Below are 23,028 nucleotides of genomic sequence, written 5' to 3'. Positions count from 1 at the left end.
GTCGACTTTTGCTGTCACAAATGGAGCTTCTCCGCTATGCCAACGTCGTATTTTGGGTCCGGAGTTAACCGCGGTTGATGCAAACGACCTTTGGCTGAGTCATCTCCTCGTAGGCAAAGCGAACACCTTCCCTGCCCATGCTGCCGTATGCGCAGCAGCTAACATTTTCTATACAAATGCCTGTTTCTTGCGTGTACTTGGTCCGATCACAATATCACGACATCGCGTGCTGCCGTGGTTAGACGTTCGCCTCCACTTTCACCCACCAACACCGTGTCCGAAACGAAGTAGTCTCCTCGGCCGCAGCCGAGCAACCAGGATAATTGGTGGAATACCATATTGCATTCCAGGACCAGATCGCTTTCGGGATGCATGCTGACGACACCGATGCCGCCAGTCCACGTCGGCGGGAACGCGATACCTACGGCGTAGCCGCAATGATGTCGGCGATAATGCGCCAATCCAGCTTCGTCGATGACGGACTGCCAAGCATTGTAGGCATCGGCGCCGGTGGCGCCCGGCCGCATCGCCTCGAGAACACGGCCCTGTGCTGCAATGCAGATTTCCGCTAGTTCGTGCGTGCCCGCGGGCGCCTTCCCTGCGAATGCCAACCTTCCCATAGGCGCGTGGTAACGACCGACACACCCGGCCATCTCCACGAAAAGCTGCTCCCCCTCACCGATGACGCGGTCGGTCCATACCTCGTGTTCATAGGGCAGCCGCTCCCCGGACCGAATGAAGGGACCGAAGCCGACGTACTCACCGCCGATTTCGAACATCCGTTTATGGACCTCGGCTGCGATAACCTGCTCGTTAATGCCCACTTTTGCGACTGAAAGCGCCGTCTCCATACACGCGTCGGAGACGGCGGCGGCTTTTCGAATAGCAAACACCTCATTCTTGGACTTCACCAAGCGGAACCGCTCCACAAGCCCAGAAATGTCGGACCACTGGACCGCCGGCAGTCCAGCGCGAACGGCAGCGTCAAACGCCGGCGGAAATCCAAGGCTTTCAACCTGAATCCCTATCGTCGCATCTCCGAGACCCATACTCTTTAGATGTTCTGCGATGAAGGCCCCGGGTGAAGCTGTATCGGGATATCCTACGAAACGGGAATTCTCGACCTGGCGATTTACGGTCGTTTGTTCGTGTGCTCGGGCAAACAGGAGCGCCTCGCCATCTGGGCGTACAGCGAGGGCGTGAGGCCCGAAGTAGCCTTGGTGATCCAATCCAGTGAGGTAAAAAATATTCTCCGCGCTCGTGACAATCCCAACATCCATTCCACGTTGAGCAAGGGCTTGTTTGACCTTGTTCATCCGCGCATCGAATTCTGATCGCGGTATAAGGTTGGCTCGCATCATGATTGTTTTTCCTTCGGGGATTCGCGTAGCAGGCAGCCTAGCCCGCCAACTGATCGCCGATGCCGCCCAGGTACCGCAAGTTGCGAAGATCGCATAAGCTTCGGGGTGGTCGGTCGCCTTGGCGAGGATGTTCTCGCCGCGTCCCATCTGCATTCCCTCTAGTTTCTGCCCGACTCCGTTGACCGCGCCGGAGTGACGCCAATAGGGGAATGATAACTTTGACCAAATGAAAACACAAGCTATATACAGCTAAAATTCGACTTGCGACATGACCGGAGGAGAGGCCGCTGTTTTGCCTGTCCTCTGTGTGGCCATTGCGACGAACGGGCTGCCGGACCGGGGCAACGCACCATGTCTTTTCGCGCCGGCGACAGAACCATCATGTGGGAGCAACTTTATGTGCATAGTCGCCCGAAAAATGGCGGCCATTGCCTCGCGAACGTTTCGTGAGCGGCATCCATTTCGCGTTCGTTCGTCAGATGCCTTCGAGGATGCCGCATGACGAATACGATCTGCCTTCGAGATATCTACAGAACTCGAAAACGTATTGATGGGAGAGTGAGACGGACCCCGATGATCGTTTCACCATCGTTGTCGGACCCTGACTGGAGGAACAGTTCATTTGAAACTGGAGCATCTTCAGACAACCGGAAGCTTCAAGCTGCGGGGAGCAACAAACGCTGTTCTGAGACTGAAGGATGCCGAGCGTGCCCGCGGTGTGGTCGGCGTTTCGACCGGCAATCACGGACGCGGCCTAGCCTATGCGGCCCACGAAGCAGGCGTTCAATGCATCATCTGTATGTCTGAACTGGTGCCTTCGAACAAAATCGAAGGCGTTCGGTCGCATGGTGCCGAGGTTCTGATTGTCGGCCGGTGTCAAGATGATGCCCAGATTGAGGTCGACCGCCTTGTCGAGGCAGAGGGCATGATCATGTTGCCTCCTTTTGACTATCCTGACGTCATCGCTGGTCGGGGAACCTTAGGTCTGGAGATTCTTGCGGATTGTCCCGGAGTCGAGACGGTCTTGATCCCATTGTCGGGTGGCGGTCTCTTCGCTGGTGTCGCGCTTGCGTTGAAATCCGCGAACCCATCGATTCGTGTCGTAGGCATCTCGATGGAACGGGGTGCCGCAATGATCGAGAGCCAGCGCGCGGGCAAGCCAATTGTGGTGGAGGAACTGCCCACACTCGCCGATGCGCTCGGCGGCGGCATTGGGCTCAACAATCGCTACACGTTCGATATGGTTCGCAGTCTCGCTGACGAATTGATCACAGTGACGGAGAGAGAAATCGCGAACGCGGTTCGCCATTCCTACTGGTCAGATAGACAAGTTATCGAAGGATCGGGAAGCGTCGGCATCGCCGCACTCCTCGCAGGAAAAATTAGTAAGCCTGGCATCTGTGTCTCCCTTATCACGGGCTGCAATCTCGACATGGCGCTGCACAAGCGACTCATCGACGGCGACGTCGGCGACATTGCGGATGCTGCAGAAGGAGGAGTGGGAGCTGCAGAAGGAGGAGCGGAAAATGCCTGATATCAAGATCCTTACGGAGGCTGAGTTGCGCCGAGTCCTGGCTCTTGATCTCGACACGGTGGAATGCGTCGAGAAAGCGTTCAAACTTCTCGCGACACGGGACGTTGTGATGCCTCCGATTCTCAGCTTTCATGTTGCCGAATACAACGGCGAAGTGGACGTGAAAACCGCGTAAGTGCCGGGCATTGAGAGTTTCGCGATCAAAATGAGCCCCGGCACTTCGATAATCCGAAACTCGGACTACCAAGCGTGAGCGGCCTGATGATACTGTTTGCCGCCCGCACGGGAATGGTCGAAGCAATCCATCTCGATAACGGGTATCTGACCGACATACGCACGGCAGCCGCTGGCGCGGTCGCAGCCAAATGGCTTTCGCGACCTGAGTCGCGTGTCGCGGGCATACTAGGAACCGGCACACAAGCTCGCCTGCAGTTGGAGGCCCTTGCCCTTGTTCGCGATATCCACGAAGCTGTCATTTGGGGGCGCGATCCGAAGAATGCACGGCAATGCGCCGACGATTGCCAGCAAAAGCTGGGTATAGACGTGCGGACTGGGACCATCGACGACGTGATGGCCGCAGCTGACATCGTTGTGACCACGACCCCTTCTCAGATCCCATTGATCCATGGGGCGCAGCTGAGGCGTGGCCAACACGTGACAGCAATGGGAACCGATGCGGTTTACAAAACGGAGATTGCTCCCGACGTGATCCCCGCCGCCAGCCGATTCATTTGCGACAGCTTGGCGCAATGCCGGCGGCAGGGTGAACTCCGACCCGCCATTGCCGCAAGAACCGTGGCCACCGATGGTCAGCTCGCCGTCGTTGGAACACGCATCTCACGCGTCTCGTGCACCCGCCGCCAATCAAGGCCTTCCAGGAGTGCCTGCAACTGTGCCGCCGTCAGTCGCACGACACCATCGGTAATGCCCGGCCAGCAGAACTTGCCATCCTCCAGCCGCTTGGCGAACAAGCATACGCCCGTGCCGTCGAAGTAGACGAACTTGATGCGGTCGGCCCGGTTGGCCCGGAACACGTAGACCGCGCTCGAGAACGGTTATGTGGCGCGCCGGATTATGCGGAGTCCGCAGCAACCAAGGCCAATTCGTCCGTTGATTCCAATGTGTTAGAGCGCTCTATCTGCTTTCTTGCTCGGCATAATTGTTGTCGTCTCTCGACGTCATTTGACCTCGAGAGGAGACCACATTGTCAAAGTCGAAGGAAGTTCTGCTTGAATGCACGCGATTGATGGACCCGGGCGCCTTGCGACCGTTCGTAGAAGCGTTCACGAGCCGATTGTTGAGCCTGGGACACACCCGCCTGACGGTGTCAGGCTACGAAGCCTCGGCTCGTCACTTCGGACATTGGCTGCAAAGCGCCAAGATCGCTGTCGCGGAGATCAACGAGGATACGGTTCGCCGCTTTGCGCGACATCGATGCCGCTGTCCCGGCATTCGACGAGCCGATCGCCTGTCCGCCAAATACGTGAACCGGACGCGGCGGTTCGTGAGCTTTCTGGCGGAATGCGAGGTCGTTACGCCATTGACGCAGGATGAGCCGCGTGCCCACGACGACCAAGTCCTTGCATTCCAGATTTGGCTGAGACGGCACCGGGGCATTTCTGAGCGCACAATCGGTCGCCATGGCCGAATGGTCATGCGGCTGCTTCCGGCTTTGGGTGCCGATCCAAGGCACTACGATGCCGGTCTTATTCGGCAAGCGATCCTGGATGAAGGCAAGCGAACTTCGCCAGCTTACCTCAAGACAATGACGATGGCGCTGCGGGGCTACCTCAGATATTTGGCAACCCAAGGCCTATGCCGGCCGGGGCTTGATCATGCGATCCCGACGGTGCCGCAATGGCGGTTGTCGGCCTTGCCGCGCTACATCTCCCCGGCGGAAGTTGAGCGGGTCATTGCGTCGTGCGACGTTACGACGCCAATGGGCATCCGCGACCGCGCGGTGCTTCTGCCACTTGCACGTCTCGGCCTGCGCGCCGGCGACATTTCGGGAATGCGCCTCGACGACATTGACTGGCGCGAGGGAACCTTGCGTGTCCGCGGCAAAGGACGCCGCGAGGTCCAGCTTCCGCTGCCCCAGGACGCTGGCGACGCGATTATCGGCTATCTGCGAGACGCCCGTCCGCCTGCCGCCTGTGAGCAGATTTTCCTGCGGACCGTTGCACCGTTTCGGCCATTGGTGAGCGCGAGTGTCTCGAGCATCGTCAGCCTTGCGCTCGCGAGGGCCGGCATCGACCACGCTCCGTCCCGAGGCGCCCATCTTCTGCGGCATTCGGCAGCAACCAGCATGCTGCGGGCCGGCGCCACGCTGGACCTGATTGGAACCGTGCTGCGCCATCGGTCGGTCGACACCACCGCCCACTACGCAAAGGTTGACGTCGACATGTTGCTTCGGGTTGCCCAGCCCTGGCCGGGGAGTGCGTCATGCTGAGCCAGGATCTCGCACGCTATGTGGAACTGCAGCATAGGCTGGGCTTCAGGTTCCGCGTGCAGAACACGCTGTTGAAGAGCTTTGTTGCCTTCGCCGAGCGACACGACGACCGACATCTCCAAGCTGCCCGCGTGCTCGAATGGGCGAGGCTTGCGTCTTCGCCACAGCAGCGCCGCAACCGACTCCTGACGGTCCGCCGCTTTGCGCTGGCGCTGTCGGCCGAGGATCGGCGTCATGAGATCCCGCCCGCTGACGCTCTGGGCCGCAGCCCGTTGGAGCGACGGATTCCGCATATCTACAGCGCGGACGAGATCGCCGCGCTGATGCAGGCGGCTGCCCGCCTGAAGCCGGCAGGTTCGATCCGGCCGTTAATGTACGAGACCCTGTTCGGCTTGATTGCCGCCACCGGCATGCGCATTTCCGAAGCCCTCTCGCTTCAGCTCGATGACCTGACCGCCGATGGCCTGATCATCCGACAGACCAAGTTCCACAAGAGCCGCTTGCTGCCGCTCCACGGCACGACATGCGACGCTTTGGACCGGTATTTGGCTGCACGCCGCCGGCTCGGTACATTGAACAATGCGCTATTCGTTTCCGCCGCGGGCGCATCGCCGGCCTACAGTACCGTGATCGCCAACTTTCTCCAGCTCGCGCGCTCGATCGGCCTGCGAGGAGGCCCCGGCCAACGGGGCCCCTGTATTCATGATCTACGGCACACCTTTGCCGTACGCTCACTGGAGCAGTGCCGGCACGATCGCGATGCCGTCGGCCGTCATATCGTTGCCCTCAGCACCTACCTCGGCCATGCCCACGTCACCGACACCTATTGGTACCTGCAGGCAACACCGATCCTGATGAGGCAGATCGCGGCGGCCGGCGAGGCCTTGCACCAAGGAGCCGTCTCATGACCGCGCTGGCTCCGCATCTCACCGCCTTCCTGCGCGAGCATCTGCCGCACGAGAGGCGAGCGAGCCCGCACACCTGCGCGGCCTACGCCTACAGCTTTCAGTTGCTGCTCTGCTTCGCGGCTGCCCGACTGCGGACCACCCCATCCGGCATCGAGATTGAGCAGCTCGATCCGTCGCTCATCCTCTCCTTCCTGGAACACATGGAGGAAGGACGCGGCAACTCGGCGCGCACCCGCAACGTCCGTCTTGCCGCCATCAAAGCCTTCTTCCGCTTCCTCGAGTATAGGCTCCCGTCCTGTCTGGATCAGGCACGCCGGATCCGGGCGATCCCGATGAAGAAGGTCGACGAGGCCCTCGTCAGTCATCTCAGCCGCGACGAGATGCAGGCTCTGCTCGACGCGCCGGACCCGCGTCAGGTCTCCGGCATCCGCGATCGGGCGATGCTGCATCTGGCCTTCGCTGCCGGGCTGCGCGTGTCCGAACTCGTCAGCCTCCGCATCGACCAGATCGACCGCCAGACGGTCGCCAGCATCCACGTCATGGGCAAAGGACGCCGCGAGCGCGTGCTGCCCCTGTGGAAGGAGACCGCAGCGGCATTGAAGGCTTGGCTGGCGGTCCGCCCGGCGAGTGGCGACGCCGAGCTCTTTCTCAATGCGACGGGACGCGCGATGACCCGGTCCGGATTCGAATATATCCTGGCCAAGCACGTTGCCACCGCGGCGCGGAAGCAACCGTCCATTGCCGACAAGCGCGTCACTCCCCACGTCTTGCGCCACACCTGTGCCATGCACACGCTGCAGGCGACCCGGGATGTCCGCAAAGTCTTGCTCTGGCTCGGTCATGCCAGCCTCCAAAGTACGGAAATCTACCTGCGGGCCGATCCGACCGAGAAGCTCGAGGCGCTCGCCGCGATGGCGCCGCCGTCGCTCAAGTCGGGTCGCTTCCGCTCTCCCGATAAGCTGCTGGCCATGCTCAAGTCCGTCAGCCGATCGGCAGATTATGTCGAGTGATCGCTGCTCAAATACCGCAGGCGGCAAGGAATTGCCGCTGCGGACTGCGCATAATCCGGCGCTCCACATAATTGCGGAAGTCGACCGGCTTCGTCGCCACCATGACCTTGACCGCTCCCATTGGCCCGATCACGATGTTGCCCTCAGCGCACGGATCACCCCTGCAACCGTCTTCGAATCCGCCCTACGACCCATCCTCATTGCGATGCCGTCGATCTCGAGCTCGATCACAGCAGCGCCTCGAGCCGGATCCCGCTTCCTTGACTGTGGCGGATACTTCGCCGCAGGCTCCGGAGGCGCCGCCGTCACCACCGCCGCCACGAACATGGATTCCGATATCGCTGCCTCCTCTATCGGCCGGCGAGCAGCCCGACGCCAGGTGAACAATTGCTGCGGGGAAAGTCCATACCGGCGTGCCACAGCACAAACCGTCTCGCCCGCCTCGTAGCTCTCCGCCACCATCCGAGCCTTCTCCTCCGGCGGCCACTCACGCCGCCGACCCGAACCAGTGAAGATCTCCAGCCGACGGACCGGCTCCTCGTCCCTGGACTTAAGCGTAAACTCTGAAATCGTCATATGTCGAAGCCCTCAAAGGCCTCGAACATCGTCCCTTACATCCACGCGCGAAAGGTGCCGCCGGGACAGCGCTTACCTCGAACTAGTGGAGATGAAGGAAGCTATTTCCCAGTAAAGTGGCAATCCCCAGCGCGCCAGTTGGCTTAACATGTTCGGATCGCCGCCTGCGACAATCAAGAAATGCCGCCAACGCTCAAATCAACTATACCCGAGCCAAGATGGGCCGAGCCTATCCGCAAAGGGAGTCGGAAATTCTGCGACGCGAGTTGCCTGCGTTCCGGATCTTCGTCCGGCATCAAAAGGTAGTCCGGGAATTCGAAATCGCTAGTGACAACGGCGCTCGCATTTCGCGACCGTAGGCATACTCCGTCTCTTCGGGATGACACCCGGGATAGGAATCGAAAACAAAGGCGCCGCCCCCGGTCCTTTCCTAACCCTAACTTTTAGCTGTATATAGCTTGTATTTTACTCGAGGGGAGCTTACTGTCCACGCTGACAAGACCGTGAGCGAGACGCACGGCATCCATCAAACAAATAAGAGGGTGATGCAAATGGCGGAAGCGGCGAGAAACCACATGGCTCTGACAGTTGCCTCGGAGAAATGGGTACCAGAGTTCGACAATGGGCGTGCATGGCGCACTAGGATCGGCTTTGTCCTGATTTCAAGTGACCACCTGATTGAAGAAGACATGATGCGCATGGCGCCGGAAGGCGTCTGTGTCCACTTCACCCGTTCGCACATGCCGATAGGCTGCACCGTAGAAAACCTAGCAGCGATGGAAAGCGGATTGGCGGCATCTGCGGCGGACTTGATGCCGGAATTCGAGGTTCCCGTAATCTGCTATGCCTGCACGTCGGGGACCGCTGTAATGGGCGAAGAAGCAGTCGTTCGTGAATTGAAGCGGGCCAACCCTGAGAGGCAGGCGACGACGCTCCTGACCGGTGTTGTCGAGGGGCTTCGCGCCCTATCAGCCCAAAAGATCGTGATGGGCACGCCCTACACTGACGACGTAACGTCGGTCGTTGCGCAATACATGCAAAAGAGCGGTTTCGAGCTCCTGAATGTTCAGGGGCTAAATCTGGTTTACGACAAGGATATTACAAGGGTAACACCGGCATACATTCGTCAGTTCGCCAAGGCGATCGATCAACCGGACGCAGATGCGATCTTCTTGAGCTGCGGTGGCTTCCGCGCCATTGATGTTATTGACCAGATAGAGCAAGACACCGGTAAGCCTGTGATTACCAGTAACCAGGGGATGATGTGGAACTGCCTGCGCCTGGCAGGAATCAGCGATCAGTTCGACGGGTACGGACGCCTGCTGCGCGAGCACTGAAAACCCCGCTACAATCTCGCGAAAAGCGACAATAATGCGAAGCGATCTATCTCGGAGAACTTGACCCAAGATCAGGCAAACCGTAGGCGTCGGGGCCGATCTAACCCAGCTACCGTTTAAGTCTGAATCAAATCCGCTTGCCCATGGAATAGAACGACCATGGGCAAGATTCCTACGCTTGAGTAGCGCGCTCATATCGTTGTGTTGTCAAGGACGGCAACAATCATGCAGGGCATTGTCACGCTGCCGGACCTCGCCGTCGACGTCCGCTTGCATCATCAGAATACCGAGCCTTTCGCCCAAAAGCTCTTCTACGAAGTCGTAAGAGCCAAGATTCGGCGAGACCGTCTACCAGATCCGCGCGACCCGGCAGTAAAGTAGTCCGTCATTTCGTGCATCGGTTTTCTGCGAATAAGGGCACACCGAGTTCCGCTTAGAAAAAGCCTGCCGCATTGCCGGCGACCCGAGACAGATGAAAGGAGCGCGAACAACGCTTTCGCCCGAAAGGGCGATGGGGAAGATCGTTTCGTGCGATCTCGTCGAGAGTCCCGAAGCTGCCGAACCATGGCTCCCAGGTCGTGAAACACATTGGTATCTCGCTCTCCTCTCCAGCACCTCTCTCGGGCCGTTCCGCGTTCACTCGCTTCTCTTTGCGCTTGGGGCTTGAGCCGTCGCATGGGGGTCAATCGCTCGAAATATAGCGGCTGACTTTCTTCAGCATCCAGCGTAGATACGTCGCCCTCACCTTGCCGAACGTGCCAAGGTCGCTGGACGCCAGAGCGGCCGAAAGGCCTTTCAATTCGCCCAACAGCTCTTCCACAACGTCGTCCCAGTCAAGATTAGGCAGGAACGTATACCAGATCCGGGCGACCCGGTAGTACAGCAGGTCGGTAATTTCGCGCATCGGTGCGCTGCCAATGAGATCACAAATCAGAGCTGAAAGGTCGTTAGCCAGATGCGCATAGCCCTCAATGTCCCGCCGACCGCGAAGATCCTCGGCTCGCGCGATGAGTTCATCGAGGGCCTCCCGGTGCCGATCCGTGACCCAGTTCGGGGACAATGATCCCATCGTCTCCGCAAGAAGAATCCGGAGGTCATAAATGTCCTTGAATGTCTTCATATCGATGTCGGTGACGCGCGTGCCTACTCCATTGCGAATCTCAAGTAGCCCTTCATAACTGAGCTGTTGGAGCACCCGCCGTAGTGGCGTCCGACTGACGCCGAACTCCGTGGCGAGTTGCGTCTCATTGATCATCATGCCAGGTGGATAATGTAATATGCTAATCCGCTGCCGAATAATCTCATACATAGATCGCTGGCGTTGATCGGCACTTAGCTTAGCGGGTCTATTCATAGTTCCAATTTAGCTCCGTCTGTCTCTTGGCGGAAATACGTCATCGACTACATGACAATGATTAATCCCCTGGTCCTCTAGAACGTGCCGTCTGTACGCGGCGCGAGAGCGGAATCTCTCATTGACAAAAGCTGCATCGTAGCTGTATATAGGTGGTGCTCCGCCCATGCGAACATAGTCATGCAACTGGAGCCATCGCAAGGACCAAATTCAGAAGCGTCCAAACAGGGGAATAGCAAATGACAAAATTCTCGCGAAGGAACTTCATCAAGACGAGCTTTGCCGGGGGTGCGGCGCTAGCCGCAGCGCAATTGACCGCACCGTTTATTGGCAAGGCTCGAGCAGCGGAGTCACTATCCGTGGTTGAGTGGGGCCCGCCCTTTGTCGACCACTCCAAGGCGCTCGCAGCCGAATGGGGCAAGGCTTCGATCGACTGGACACTGCATGCCGGCGGAGCGGCGTCGATTTTGCCAAAGATCAAGGCGGCATGGCCAAATCCACCCTACGACGTTGTCGATAATTGGAGTCCCGTCTTCCAATCGATGATCCGAGAAGATTGGGCGGAAACCGTCACCCTCCAAGACTGCCCGAACCTTGCGGATGTCCCCGAAGGACTTATCCCTAAAGACGCTAACGGCAATTGGAAGGTGGTTCCGCGCGGATCGAGCGGGATCTTTTTCACCTACGTTCCCGAAAAGTGCCCGATCGAGATCAAGTCGATCGAAGACCTGTTGAACCCGAAGCTGAAAGGCCAAATTCTCTGGCCAAACCCAACCTTGAACACAAACCTGCAGGTCGTTGCCTTGGCGATGGTCCGCGGCGGCGATCAATTCAACTTGGAGCCAGGGTGGGGATTCCTAAAGGAACTCGCGAAGTCCGGCAACATCGGGCGCGTAGCGGCGACCACCTCGGACCTGATCACATCACTGGATACTGGCGAAACCTCGGTGACCTGCATCGACCAGGGCACGTTCTCGGGGATCAAGGGCGTAAAGGCCGTCCCATTGACTAAGACGAACAAGGATTTGAAAACGTTTCTGTTCGTGTCGGGGTGGGTGATTTTGAAGAGCTCGAAAAACAAGAAACTTGCATTTGACTTTGCCAACTACATGATCAGCAAGGAAGCCAGCGAACGCTATGGCAAGGATGTGGGCGAAGTCCCCGTCAACACAAAGGCGAAACAAACCCTCGAATATCTTCACTTCTCCCCTGAGGAAATTAAAGAATTTGTGGTCGTGCCGGATTGGGATCACCTTGGCAAGGAACTCGATGGTTGGAACAAGCGCTGGGAGCAGGACATCGTCCAGCTTTTGTGACGTCGTTTCCTAACTTAATAATCTTCCCATGAAGCACTGGCGTCGGGCGCCAATCTGCGCCCGACGGCTTTTTGTCGATCGCAATGGGACTGGAACCTGCTGATGAAGTCTTCACGTAGCTCCGCGCTGTTACTGCTGCCCGGATTCGCCCTATTCCTGGGCTTTCTGCTCTTCCCGCTCGTGAATGTTCTCGACGAGAGTTTTCGCCTTTACGAACCGGGCCGGATCGGCTCGGCCAAGGATGCCCCCTATACGTTGTTTAACTACGCTGAGATCCTGACGCCATCCTATCTGAGGTATTTTGCCGAAACGTTCAAATTCGGTGTTCTATCATCGCTGATCGCCCTCGTCGTCGCGTTTCCGATTGCTTACGCTGTCGCCACGCAGCCTTCGCCCCTGCTAAGGAAGCTCGCCATTGGCTTCCTCATAGGCATGATGTTCCTGAGTACGTTGGTGCGCGTCAATGCTCTCCAACTGACATTCGGGCCAACCGGCTATGGTCAGCTCCTGTCGGGTCTCCTGAATGTGTCGGCGAATGGTCGTTTCTATACAGAATTGGTCGTTATTTTCGGTCTGTTACACTATTTGATCCCGATTTCGGCTATTACATTGTTGGGAACCATTCAAAATCTGAACCCTAGACTAATCGACGCATCGCAAGTACTTGGTGCGTCGCGGCTAAGGTCGCACCTTTCGATAACCCTGCCGCTCTGCATGCCCGGACTGCTGTCGGCTTTCATGATTTGCTTTACACTGTGCCTCAGCGCTTTCGTCGTCCCGATGATTCTCGGGAAAGGCAAGGTGCTGTTTGTCTCCAACCTCATATATTCACGCTTCAGCGAGATCGCCGACTATCCAAGCGGATCCGCCGTCGCGATCACCATGCTTACCGTGGCGCTGAGTACAATCTATGGAATAACGTGGATTGTGTCGAAGCGATACGGCAACCTCAGGTAAGGCTGGTCCTATGAAACGCTATGTCGATAATGCCGCAGCCTGGCTGAGCGTCGCCAACATCGTCGTTGTATTGGTGTTCCTCATTTTTCCAATCGCCGTTGCCGTGACGATGTCGTTCGATGCCCGGGAGTATCTGGGCCGGTTTCCACCGCCGGAATACTCCCTTCGCTGGTACAAGCATTTCTTTTCTGACGACTACTATCTAACCGGATTGGCAACCAGTCTCCGGTTGGCACTCATCACAACCATCGTCTCCACAACGGCAGGCGTCAGCGCCGCTATTGCCCTCGACCGCTATGCGGGTCCGGGCAAGCAGGTCCTGGAATCGCTTTTCCTGTCGCCGCTCATCGTTCCTGCCGTCGTGATCGGTTTTGCGCTCCTGCTGTTTTTCGCCAACATCGGTGTATTCGACGGGTTCACGCGGTTGCTCGGCGGGCACATCATCATCACGTTTCCCTATACGGTCCGCACGACGCTTGCGGGCCTGGTTGGAATCCGGAAAATCTTGACTGAAGCTGCCATGAGCCTTGGCGCCACCGAACGTCGGGCGTTCTGGGACATCACCTTTCCGCTCGCCCGCACCGGCATCGTCGCGGGAGCGGTCTTCGCGTTCGCCTTCTCCATGGACGATGTTGCGGTGAGTTTGTTCCTCACATCGCCAGACACGTACACCCTGCCTGTCGCGATGGTGAGCATGATGCGAACGAACTTTGATCTAACGATCGCCGCAGCTGCTGTTCTGTTGATGATATTCACCTTCGCCCTGATCCTCGTCCTTGACCGAACAATCGGCCTCGACCGACTGATCGGCAAGGGCGTTTTCAGGGCATAGGAGGTTTCTGAAATGAGTGTTCTTGAACTCTCGCATGTCACCAAGCGCTATGGAGGGTTCGTCGCGGTCGAAAACGTCTCACTCACCGTTGAGAAGGGACAGATTCTTTCGCTGCTCGGCCCTAGCGGATGCGGCAAGACAACGACCTTGCGGCTGATCGCTGGGTTTGAGAATGCCAATGAGGGCGCCGTCATGTTCTCCGGCGTCGATATGAAGGGCCGACGGCCCTACGAGCGCAACGTTGGCCTTTTGTTTCAGGACTATGCACTGTTTCCGCACATGACGGTCGCCGAGAACGTCGCCTATGGATTGAAGCATCGCAACTTTGAAAAGGCAAAGATCCCGGATCGCGTCGCCGAAATGTTGTCGTTGGTCAGACTGAAGGGGTTTGAGGATCGGCGGCCCGGCCAATTGAGCGGCGGTCAGCAGCAACGCGTGGCGCTTGCCCGGGCATTGGCCACAAACCCCGAGGTTGTTTTGCTCGATGAACCGCTATCGGCCCTTGACGCGAAATTGCGCCAGGAACTGCGGTTCGAGCTGAAGGCAATTCTTTCTGCCGTGAACGCCACGACGATCGTCGTCACCCATGACCAGGAAGAAGCCATGAGCCTGGGCGACAGCGTCATTGTCATGAGTGCCGGAAAGATCATGCAGCAAGGGCCGCCGACGGACATCTATGCCAATCCAAAGACGCGCTTTGTCGCCGAGTTCATTGGCCGCTCAAACTGGTTCACCGGTCAGCTCACGAGGAGCGTGAAAGGCATCGCTGAACTCAAAGCCAACGGCGGTACCCGGATGTTCGTGCACATGCCCGACAGCAGCCGGAATGACGGCATGTTTGACGTCTGTGTCAGGCCTGAACGCATTCGAATTGGTGCAGCCATTGAATCGTCGGAAGACTCGCCCGTCAACGAGATGGGCGGCACAATAAGGGACGTCGCCCACCTTGGGGCCGATCTTCATTTGGTGGTCGAAATCGCAGGCGGTCAACTGCTTACCGTGACTGAAAAGTACTATGGGCAGGCCCTTGAGCAATCCGGCCAGGAAGTTGCAATAACTTTCCTCCCGCAGGACTGCATCGTAGTCCCAAGCGGATCGTAAAGAAGCAGATAGCCTCGCAAGGTAGGAAATCTTGGACGGAACCGAGCTTTGCGATCGCGGTTGGTTGCTGTCGATCGACACGTTGAAACCAGACCAAACTTATTTAAAATATTGCCCGCTTTCGCCAGAGCCGCGAGAATTACATAAACGAGGAGTCGCATGAGCCATTATTCAGCCCTTGCCATATTGCGTCATGGCCTGACTGGCAACAGGCACTGGTCCCGTGCCTGGCGCGATCCGGCACCGAAGCCAAGCTACGACGTGGTCATTGTCGGCGCCGGCGGCCATGGCCTCGCAACAGCTTACTATCTGGCCAAGGAGCATGGCATCCGCAACGTCGCTGTGCTTGAAAAAGGTTGGCTAGGTGGCGGCAACACGGGCCGAAACACCACGATCGTACGCTCGAATTATATGATGCCCGGCAACTCGGCATTCTACGATCGGTCGATGCGGCTATGGGACAACCTCAGTCAAGACTTGAACTACAATGTAATGCTTTCACGGCGCGGCTACTATTTTGTCTTCCACTCGCCCGGTCAGGCGGAAGGTCTACGGCGCCGCGCCAATGTCATGCTAGCTAACGGCATTGAGGCCGAATTTTTCGACCGCGCGCAAATAATGAAGCGGCTGCCTTTCCTCGACTACTCACCCACGGCGCGGTTCCCGATATACGGGGCATTTCTTCAGCCTCGCGCGGGTACAGCGCGTCACGATGCGGTCGCATGGGGGTACGCACGTGGAGCAGACAAACAGGGTGTCGACATCATTCAGCAGTGCGAGGTAACCAACTACATCTGGGACAACCAGAAGATCGTTGGCGTCGAGACGACACGCGGCCCGATTCGCGCGAAAAAGGTCGCCTTGGCGGTGGCTGGTCATACCAGCCATTTGGCGGCAAAAGCCGGGCTTCGTTTGCCTATCGAAACGCATGTTCTCCAAGCTTTCGTCACAGAACCGCTGAAGCCGCTCGTAGACCATGTCATCGTCTATGGTGGAGCGCATTTCTACATCAGCCAATCCGACAAGGGCGGCTTGGTACTGGGCGGCGATCTCGATGGATTCAACTCGTATGCCCAGCGCGGGGGGCTCCCTATAGTTGAACACACGCTCCAAAGCGCCAAAGCCCTCATCCCCTCGATCTCGCGCTTACGACTGCTGCGCCAATGGGCCGGGGTGATGGACATGACTATGGATGGTTCGCCCATCATCGGCAAGATGCCGGTCGAAGGGCTCTGGTTAACCGGGGGCTGGAACTACGGCGGGTTCAAAGCGATACCGGCCTCCGGCTACTGTTTCGCATGGACGATCGCGAAGGGCGAGCCGCATCCCGACAATGCGGCATTCACCCTAGAGCGCTTCGAGCGTGGCTACCAAATCGACGAGGCGGGCGCTGGCCCGTATCCGAAAGCTCATTGAGGTTCATCATGTTGAGAATCCCTTGCCCTGTTTGCGGACTGCGGGACGAAACCGAGTTTAATTATGGCGAAGATGCAAGTGTTCGCCGCCCGGATATGGACGAGACCGATCAAAAGGTCTGGCATGACTATGTGTTCATCCGCGACAATCTGCGAGGACCGCACAAGGAATATTGGCATCACGTGAGCGGTTGCAGGCAGTGGATTGTCGTCGATCGAGATACGCTCACGCATGAGATTTTTGGTTCGGCTCTGGCTCGTGAGGTGGCAGCATGACAGCGCGGCGCCTCAAGACTGGGGGGCGGATCGATCGCTCCCGTGAGCTTACCGTTAAATTCGACGGCAAGTCTCTGCCAGCATATCCTGGCGACACTCTGGCATCCGCTTTGCTAGCCGGCGGGCAGCAGATTATTGGGCGGAGCTTCAAATACCATCGCCCGCGCGGTGTGGTCGCAGCGGGCGTTGAAGAGCCGAACGCCCTGGTGCATCTCCGCAGTGGTGATCGCCACGAACCCAATGCACAGGCAACGATGGTGGAAGCCTTCGATGGTCTCGTATCGACGCCACAGAACGCCTGGCCAAGTCTCCAATTCGATGTAGGAGCTGTCAACGGCCTGCTGTCGCGCTTTTTCGGCGCGGGCTTCTACTACAAGACTTTCATCGGCCCTTTTAGGGGGACGAAGTTCTGGATGTTCTGCGAGCATTTCATCCGCAAGGCTGCCGGCATGGGTCAGGCGCCGACTCTTCCGGACCCTGACCACTACGAGAAGATCAATGCTTTCTGCGATCTTCTAATACTTGGTGCAGGTCCCGCTGGCATTTCGGCCGCCCTTGCAGCTGGCCGCAAGGGCGATAGCGTCTTTTTGGTGGAGCAGGACCGCGAGCTCGGCGGATCCCTTCTCAGCGAACCGGTCGGCGCACCATCCGATACATGGCTTGCTCAGGCGCGTTCTGAGCTGAGCGACCTTCCGAAGGTTCGAATTCTGACGCGAACGACGGCGTTTGGTGCTTATGACTGCGAGGTGTTCGGACTCGTGGAGCGCGTTCAGGACCACGTGCTTGCACCTGAGGAGGGAAAACCGCGGCAGCGATATTGGGTGGTGCGAGCAAAACGGGCGATTTTGGCTACCGGAGCCATCGAACGCCCAATGGTTTTTGCCGGAAATGACGTGCCCGGGGTAATGCTCACATCAGCTGTTCGCAGCTACCTCAACCGGTATGCCGTTCTTGCCGGCGAGCGCGTTGTCATCGCAACGAACAATGATAGCGCGTACACTGCTGCCATCGAACTTTCAAAGGCTGGAGCTAAAGTAACGATCTGCGACCTCCGACAGGAAGCGCCGCCGCAATTCGTCGAGAGCGCAAGAAAAGCGGGAATTGATCTGCGATCCGGTCATGCGGTCCTCAAAGTGTCTGGAGGCAAAAGCGTGAAGGCTGCGCACGTCGTTCGCATCAGCCCGGGAGGAAAAATAAAGGGCAACGCTACTCGGATTGCTTGCGATCTCGTCACCGTATCCGGCGGCTGGACTCCGGCGCTGCACCTTTGGAGCCAGCGATTTGGAAAGCCAGAATACAACGAGGAGCTGGACGCGTTTCTTCCGCCGGCTGAAAAAGGGACCTTCAGCTGCGTCGGATCGCTTATCGGCTCTCCGTCGCTCAGGGATACACTCTCACAGGGCCATAAAGCTGGCGGAGCCATCGGGAAGGAACCCGCGCTATTTGGCCACGCTGATCACTGGGGCCGCAACCTTGCGCCGATGACAATCATTGCCAAGGCGAATGGCCGCACCCCTGGTAAGGCGTTCGTAGATTTCCAACACGATGTCAAACTTGCAGATATCGATCAGGCCCATCTCGAGGGCTACGTCTCGGTCGAACATCTCAAGCGCTATACCACCTCTGGCATGGCAGCCGACCAAGGCAAGACTTCGAACCTCAATGCGCTCGCCCGCATGGCAGAACTTCGCGGGCTCGCCATTCCCTCCGTCGGCACGACGACCTTCCGCCCGCCCTATACTCCGGTGACGATTGGCGCCGTCGTCGGCCATGACCATGGGCTCAATTTTCGTCCGACCAGGCTTACGACCATACATGGCTGGCATCAAGATAACGGTGCGGTCATGATCGAGACAGGCGCCTGGCTGCGGCCCTGGTACTACCCGTCCAGAGGTGAAGACATCAACGACGCCTATATTCGCGAAGCCGCGCACGTGCGCGAGCATATCGGCATCGTAGACGTTTCTACGCTGGGTAAAATCGCGGTGCAGGGACCCGACGCCGCAGAGTTCCTCAATCGAATATACGTGAATGGCTTCAAGACACTTCCGATTGGAAAACTGCGCTACGGCATCATGCTGCGCGAGGACGGCTTCGTCTTTGACGACGGGGCCACAACGCGCCTGGGCGAACATGACTATTTCATGACGACCACAACTGCGAACGCCGCGAATGTACTTGCGAGGGCAGAATACCTGCTTCAAACCGCGTGGCGCGATCTCAAGGTGCATGTCACGTCGGTCACAGATAAGTGGTCTACGATCGCCATCGCCGGTCCGAAATCTCGGGCTCTTCTGACTGCCCTCACCGGTGCAGAACTGAGCAACGAGGCCCTCCCGAATAATCATTTTGCAGACGTCACAATTGCTGAAGTGCCTTGCCGCCTGCATCGCATGAGCTTCTCGGGTGAACTTGCCTACGAGCTTTACGTTCCGGCCAAACGTGGCCGTCAAATTTGGGAAGCTCTTATTGCGGCCGGCGCTCCATATAATCTCAAGCCCTACGGTCTCGAAGCAATGGGCGCGCTTCGTATCGAGAAGGGTCACATAACGGGCTCAGAAATCGAAGGGCGCACAACCCTGAAGGATCTGGGTCTTGAAGGCTTTGCTTCGAGCAAGAAGCCATTCGTCGGCTCCGTGTTGCGAAAACGTCCGGTGCTCGAAGATCCAGCACGACCTTCGTTGGTGGGGCTGGAAATCGTCGGAGACTCAAGCACGCGGGCGGGCTCCCTTTTGTACGCACTGAATGCTCCCACCAAGGGCCATGGGGAGGGGTGGGTTTCTTCGGTAACCTACTCTCCGGCGCTGAAAATGAACATTGCCCTCGCGCTCCTGTCACGGGGACCAGAGCGATTTGGCGAGACGATCCAAGTGGTCGATTTCGTGGGCAACCAAACGCTACAAGGGAAAGTGGTCTCCCATCATTTCTTCGACCCCGAAGGACATCGTCAAAATGGTTGAGAAATACGCGCTCCCGGTAAACGGCACAACTAGCGACCACCTGGCTGTCACCATCAACGAAGTTGAATTGGGATATCTGATGCAACTTGCCGGATGGGAAGATTTCGAGAGGAAGGCAAACGATGCGCTTTGGGCAGAGGGGCTGGCGCTGCCAGGTGACTTCTGCTCATCGGTCCGCCGCGGGCGGACTATAGTTTGGCGCATTGCGCCCGACCGGGCGCTGATCCGGTCGGATACCGCTCTCGGCTTGCAAAGCGTAGTCGATCTGGCCGTCCTCGATCTCTCGGACGCGCGAGTATGCCTGACGCTCGAAGGACCCGGCGTCAGCGGGCTTTTCAGTCGTGTAACTGCTATCGACTTTGCCGACGCCGCCTTCCCGGTTGGACATTTCGCGCAGACCGCCATTCACCATGTCGGCGTCCTTATCGACCGCCATGGCCCCGACCAGTTCACAGTCTTCATCCCAACGACGTTTGCAACGTCGCTGACCAGCTTTTTGGCTGATCATCTCACTGCTGAGGGGGCAACCAAGCCCGAAAAAGGGTAAGATCGCGAAAGGAAGTCACGCTTCAATGGTCCTCTATCTGTCATTCATGCAACTGGCTTCTCGCTGCCTCGTGGCACCACCGCCGCGCGAAGAACAACCTATAAAATATGATCAACAGAACCAACCGCCAACAGGCGACCCAAATACGTTCGAAACTCAGGCCGCGTTGGATATCCGCGCTCCTAGACCTAAACCAGCTCGAACTAGCATGGAACTCGAATTGTTCTGTCCGCCCTCGAGTTCCAAACCAGCCGTATTTTGGCAGCATTATTTGCTCCCACTCCTCCAGCGTGTCTCTATCCGGCTAGTTGGTCGTTGAAGAGGCCCATCATGGAATAGGACCCAACCCTGACTGTCCCGGAATCCGAACACCAAATCATAGTGCCGGTCCGGCTGCCCTGAGAGTCAAGCTGGTTCTAAATTCAAGCCGCTCTTCGTTTCGCAAAGATTAGCGGTCTCCTTGTGCACAAGCTGCTCCCGCGATTAACTTCTTGCTGCCGGCATGCGACGCTATCTGCGAGCCTTCTTAGGTCCAACACTTTGGACAGGGGGGCTTGTCGGCGACATAACTCCTCAAATATCCGCGCCTTTAGGCGAGATCGGGACGCGGCTACTCCGAAACAGCCAATTCTGGCTAGGGCTATCCCTTATCAGTTGCGCGCCCGCACATGAGACCAAGAAAAGTTCGCCCCCGCACCCGACTCTATCTTGTACACAAGCTACTGCTATGTTAGCGTTGTAAATATGACGAGCGGGGCTTGAGGAGGCTACTGCCCGCTGCTGCACTGGGAGGTCGGAAGTTGAGCAAAGGTCTCGATCGAGATCCGCTAATCAGGTTCGATATGGTTAGCAAGACATATGACGGAAAGAACTTCGCCGTTCGCGATCTGTGTCTGGACATCTACGAGGGCGAGTTTCTTGCCTTACTCGGACCCTCAGGTTCAGGAAAAAGTACAACGCTCGGAATGCTCGCCGGTTTCGAGCATCCATCTAGTGGCAGCATTACTTTGGCCGGGAGATCACTGCAGGACACGCCAACGCATAAGCGAAGGTTTGGCATGGTGTTCCAAAACTATTCGCTCTTCCCACACATGACGGTGATGGAGAACATCATTTTCCCGCTTCGAATGCAGGGAATGTCGAGGAAGGATGCCTACAGGCTCGGGCAATCGGCGCTTGAGATGGTCGATCTGCGCGATCCACAGATGGGCGAGAGAAGACCCGATCAGCTCTCAGGTGGTCAACAGCAGCGCATCGCGCTTGCACGCGCACTTGTTTTCAAGCCACTTGTCATTCTCTTCGATGAACCGCTCGGCGCGCTGGACAAGAGGCTTCGCGAACAAATGCAGCTCGAGCTGCGCCAGATACACAAGCGTCTAGGCGTTACCATGATCTTTGTCACGCACGATCAGAGTGAAGCGATCACAATGGCTGACCGAATCGCAGTATTTAACGAAGGCAGGATTCAGCAAATCGCCTCGCCCATGCAGCTTTATGACGAGCCAGCGACGCTCTTTGTCGCTTCGTTCGTTGGCGATAATAATAAGATAAATGCCACGGCTATCCGATCGCAAGGCGAGATCTGCCAGGTAGAGCTTAATGACGGTTCCCAAGGCGAGGGAATTAGCCCGAGCCTCATTCAGCCGGACGCGAATGTCGTTATGGTGGTCCGTCCGGAGTGCATCGTAGTCTCTCCAACCGAGGATCTCGCCAACAAATATCCTGCCCGCATTTACGAAGTCATCGCACTGGGTGACCAGACCAGACTTAGGCTGGATGTAGCAGGAAATGTAGAGATTCTTGTCAAAATTCCAAGAACGAGCGGCGCGCTCGAGTACCAAGTCGGGCAAGACCTAGTCGTTGGATGGAGGTCGCAGGACTGCAGGGTCCTTCGAGCCTAAGCAGGATCACACATCAATTGTTGGCGAGCGTTGGCAAGGACGCTCGACCGACGACGCGCGCCTAACATGCATAGGAAATTGTTCTATTCACAAAGGAAGAAAAGGCGAAGTGCATGCGCAGTATCTCAAACAACCTGTACTCGGCTCTCTCACTGGTTGCATTACTGGCAGGGTCTACCGTGGTCGCAAATGCCGATGATCTTACCATCGCCACGTATGGCGGGACATTTGAAGAGGCTTTGCGAAAAGAGGTGTACGAGCCCTTCACCAAGGAAACAGGGATCAATGTTCTCGCGGATGCTTTCTCCGGTGACGTCGGTAAAATCCGCGCCATGGCAACCACTGGGACATACAATTGGCAGCTGGCAGAGAGCGAGTCTGTGATCGCCGCCATCGGCTGCCAGCAGGATTTCCTTGAACGTTTTGATCTTGCCCGGCTCAAACTGACAAAGGATGACTTCGTTCCTGGAAGCCTGATCGAGTGCGGTATTCCCGATGTCATCTATTCCGTCAATTTTGCCTACGACACAAACCAGGTGGCAGAACCTGGTCCAAAGTCCTGGGCCGACTTCTGGAATGTGGAAAAATGGCCGGGCAAACGCGCCATGCGCAAGTCTCCCAACGGAACCCTTGAGTTCGCGTTGCTGGCAGACGGCGTGCCAATGGACAATGTCTACGAGGTGCTGAGCACACCAGACGGTGTCGATCGGGCGTTCGCAAGCCTGTCAAAGCTGAAACCAAACATCGTCTGGTGGGAGACCGGCGCACAGTCCGTTCAGCTCCTCGCGGATAAAGAAGTGGCAATGACGGTCGGCTGGAATGGCCGGCTTTACAGTGCAGCGCACGGCGAGGATCAAAAACAGATCAAGACCGTGTGGAATCAGTTTCGCTGGGAAACGTCAATGTGGATCATGCCGAAGGGCGCTCCGAACGTTGATAATACTTACAAATTCCTTCAGTACGCTACCAAACCGGAACTGATCGCTGAGGTGTCCAAACGCGTCGCCAATGGCCCTGCCGTCGTGGCCGCCGGAAAGCTCATCCCCTCGGGCCTCAATGCCGAACTCCCGACAACCGCGGAAAACCTTAAAAATGGTTTTCCGATGGACGTGCAGTTCTGGGTCGATCACCAGGAAGATCTGACACAGCGCTTCAACAACTGGGTTGCTCAGTAGTAACTGCGGGCGACCTACC

At 57.5% G+C, this 23,028-nt stretch carries 20 protein-coding genes and 1 pseudogene; 17 read left to right on the top strand and 4 right to left on the bottom strand.

The genetic code is table 11. The annotated features are described in order from the left end of the window. Positions 1–206: 206 nt before the first annotated feature. Positions 207–1,508, bottom strand: a complete 1,302-nt coding sequence (locus NKJ90_RS30945; protein ID WP_352487592.1) for a M24 family metallopeptidase — start codon at positions 1,506–1,508, stop codon at positions 207–209. Between the two features lie 475 nt (positions 1,509–1,983). On the opposite strand from NKJ90_RS30945, the gene eutB reads away from it, so the two are divergent. The 3 genes and pseudogenes from eutB to NKJ90_RS30930 all read left to right on the top strand — a co-directional run. Continuing rightward, positions 1,984–2,895: a hydroxyectoine utilization dehydratase EutB gene (gene eutB / locus NKJ90_RS30940; RefSeq protein WP_352487591.1), complete on the top strand. Its 912-nt coding sequence runs from the start codon at positions 1,984–1,986 to the stop codon at positions 2,893–2,895. After that, entirely contained in the window at positions 2,888–3,070 is a 183-nt protein-coding gene (locus NKJ90_RS30935; RefSeq protein WP_352487590.1) for a hypothetical protein, read from the top strand. Before eutB ends, NKJ90_RS30935 begins: the two co-directional genes overlap by 8 nt. Positions 3,071–3,156: 86 nt before the next feature. After that, a pseudogene (locus NKJ90_RS30930) lies at positions 3,157–3,615 on the top strand (ornithine cyclodeaminase family protein); the annotation flags it as partial. An 89-nt stretch (positions 3,616–3,704) separates the two neighbouring features. Here NKJ90_RS30930 and tnpB read toward each other — a convergent pair. Further along, complete coding sequence (gene tnpB / locus NKJ90_RS30925; RefSeq protein WP_352487589.1) at positions 3,705–3,929, bottom strand: IS66 family insertion sequence element accessory protein TnpB; 225 nt, start codon at positions 3,927–3,929, stop codon at positions 3,705–3,707. A gap of 170 nt (positions 3,930–4,099) precedes the next feature. Here tnpB and NKJ90_RS30920 point away from each other — a divergent pair, with 170 nt between their 5' ends. From NKJ90_RS30920 to NKJ90_RS30910, 3 genes are read left to right on the top strand one after another with little or no spacing between them, the layout of a single operon-like run. After that, a complete protein-coding gene (locus tag NKJ90_RS30920; RefSeq protein WP_352487588.1) occupies positions 4,100–5,344 on the top strand; it encodes a site-specific integrase in 1,245 nt (414 codons plus the stop codon). Continuing rightward, the gene (locus NKJ90_RS30915; protein ID WP_352487587.1) at positions 5,338–6,252 is read left to right on the top strand and encodes a tyrosine-type recombinase/integrase; all 915 of its coding nucleotides are present in this window, start codon (positions 5,338–5,340) and stop codon (positions 6,250–6,252) included. Before NKJ90_RS30920 ends, NKJ90_RS30915 begins: the two co-directional genes overlap by 7 nt. Continuing rightward, positions 6,249–7,262 carry a tyrosine-type recombinase/integrase gene (locus NKJ90_RS30910; protein ID WP_352487585.1) on the top strand — a complete coding sequence of 338 codons (1,014 nt, stop codon included), beginning with the start codon at positions 6,249–6,251 and terminating at the stop codon, positions 7,260–7,262. The genes NKJ90_RS30915 and NKJ90_RS30910 overlap by 4 nt, the downstream gene beginning before the upstream one ends. A 129-nt stretch (positions 7,263–7,391) precedes the next feature. Here the strand turns inward: NKJ90_RS30910 and tnpA are convergent, their stop codons facing one another. Beyond that, the gene (gene tnpA, locus NKJ90_RS30905; protein WP_352487584.1) at positions 7,392–7,838 is read right to left on the bottom strand and encodes an IS66-like element accessory protein TnpA; all 447 of its coding nucleotides are present in this window, start codon (positions 7,836–7,838) and stop codon (positions 7,392–7,394) included. 503 nt (positions 7,839–8,341) lie between these two features. On the opposite strand from tnpA, the gene NKJ90_RS30900 reads away from it, so the two are divergent. Next, positions 8,342–9,175: a maleate cis-trans isomerase family protein gene (locus NKJ90_RS30900; RefSeq protein ID WP_352487583.1), complete on the top strand. Its 834-nt coding sequence runs from the start codon at positions 8,342–8,344 to the stop codon at positions 9,173–9,175. Between the two features lie 682 nt (positions 9,176–9,857). Here the strand turns inward: NKJ90_RS30900 and NKJ90_RS30895 are convergent. Continuing rightward, positions 9,858–10,484, bottom strand: coding sequence for a GntR family transcriptional regulator (locus tag NKJ90_RS30895; RefSeq protein WP_352487582.1), 627 nt, complete (start codon positions 10,482–10,484; stop codon positions 9,858–9,860). Between the two features lie 284 nt (positions 10,485–10,768). Between NKJ90_RS30895 and NKJ90_RS30890 the strand changes: the two genes are divergently transcribed. From NKJ90_RS30890 to NKJ90_RS30845, 10 genes are all read left to right on the top strand, one after another. After that, on the top strand, positions 10,769–11,845 hold the full coding sequence (locus NKJ90_RS30890; RefSeq protein ID WP_352487581.1) for an extracellular solute-binding protein: 1,077 nt from the start codon (positions 10,769–10,771) through the stop codon (positions 11,843–11,845). A gap of 102 nt (positions 11,846–11,947) precedes the next feature. After that, the gene (locus NKJ90_RS30885) at positions 11,948–12,802 is read left to right on the top strand and encodes an ABC transporter permease (RefSeq protein WP_352487580.1); all 855 of its coding nucleotides are present in this window, start codon (positions 11,948–11,950) and stop codon (positions 12,800–12,802) included. Between the two features lie 10 nt (positions 12,803–12,812). After that, positions 12,813–13,634, top strand: coding sequence for an ABC transporter permease (locus NKJ90_RS30880; RefSeq protein WP_352487579.1), 822 nt, complete (start codon positions 12,813–12,815; stop codon positions 13,632–13,634). Between the two features lie 12 nt (positions 13,635–13,646). Next, a complete protein-coding gene (locus NKJ90_RS30875; RefSeq protein ID WP_352487578.1) occupies positions 13,647–14,735 on the top strand; it encodes an ABC transporter ATP-binding protein in 1,089 nt (362 codons plus the stop codon). 159 nt (positions 14,736–14,894) lie between these two features. Beyond that, entirely contained in the window at positions 14,895–16,151 is a 1,257-nt protein-coding gene (locus tag NKJ90_RS30870; protein WP_352487577.1) for a sarcosine oxidase subunit beta family protein, read from the top strand. Positions 16,152–16,159: 8 nt separating this feature from the next. Then, positions 16,160–16,426, top strand: coding sequence for a sarcosine oxidase subunit delta (locus tag NKJ90_RS30865; protein ID WP_352487576.1), 267 nt, complete (start codon positions 16,160–16,162; stop codon positions 16,424–16,426). Further along, a complete protein-coding gene (locus NKJ90_RS30860) occupies positions 16,423–19,386 on the top strand; it encodes a sarcosine oxidase subunit alpha family protein (protein WP_352487575.1) in 2,964 nt (987 codons plus the stop codon). The genes NKJ90_RS30865 and NKJ90_RS30860 overlap by 4 nt, the downstream gene beginning before the upstream one ends. Further along, positions 19,379–19,933, top strand: a complete 555-nt coding sequence (locus NKJ90_RS30855; RefSeq protein ID WP_352487574.1) for a sarcosine oxidase subunit gamma — start codon at positions 19,379–19,381, stop codon at positions 19,931–19,933. The genes NKJ90_RS30860 and NKJ90_RS30855 overlap by 8 nt, the downstream gene beginning before the upstream one ends. An 800-nt stretch (positions 19,934–20,733) precedes the next feature. Then, a complete protein-coding gene (locus NKJ90_RS30850; protein WP_352487573.1) occupies positions 20,734–21,834 on the top strand; it encodes an ABC transporter ATP-binding protein in 1,101 nt (366 codons plus the stop codon). A gap of 113 nt (positions 21,835–21,947) precedes the next feature. Beyond that, positions 21,948–23,009, top strand: a complete 1,062-nt coding sequence (locus tag NKJ90_RS30845) for an ABC transporter substrate-binding protein (protein WP_352487572.1) — start codon at positions 21,948–21,950, stop codon at positions 23,007–23,009. The last annotated feature ends 19 nt before the right edge of the window (positions 23,010–23,028 follow it).

This window comes from Mesorhizobium sp. M0051, from assembly GCF_040323235.1.
In the GTDB taxonomy this organism is placed as follows: Bacteria; Pseudomonadota; Alphaproteobacteria; order Rhizobiales; family Rhizobiaceae; genus Mesorhizobium.
This window is presented reverse-complemented; position numbering and strand designations above follow the sequence as displayed.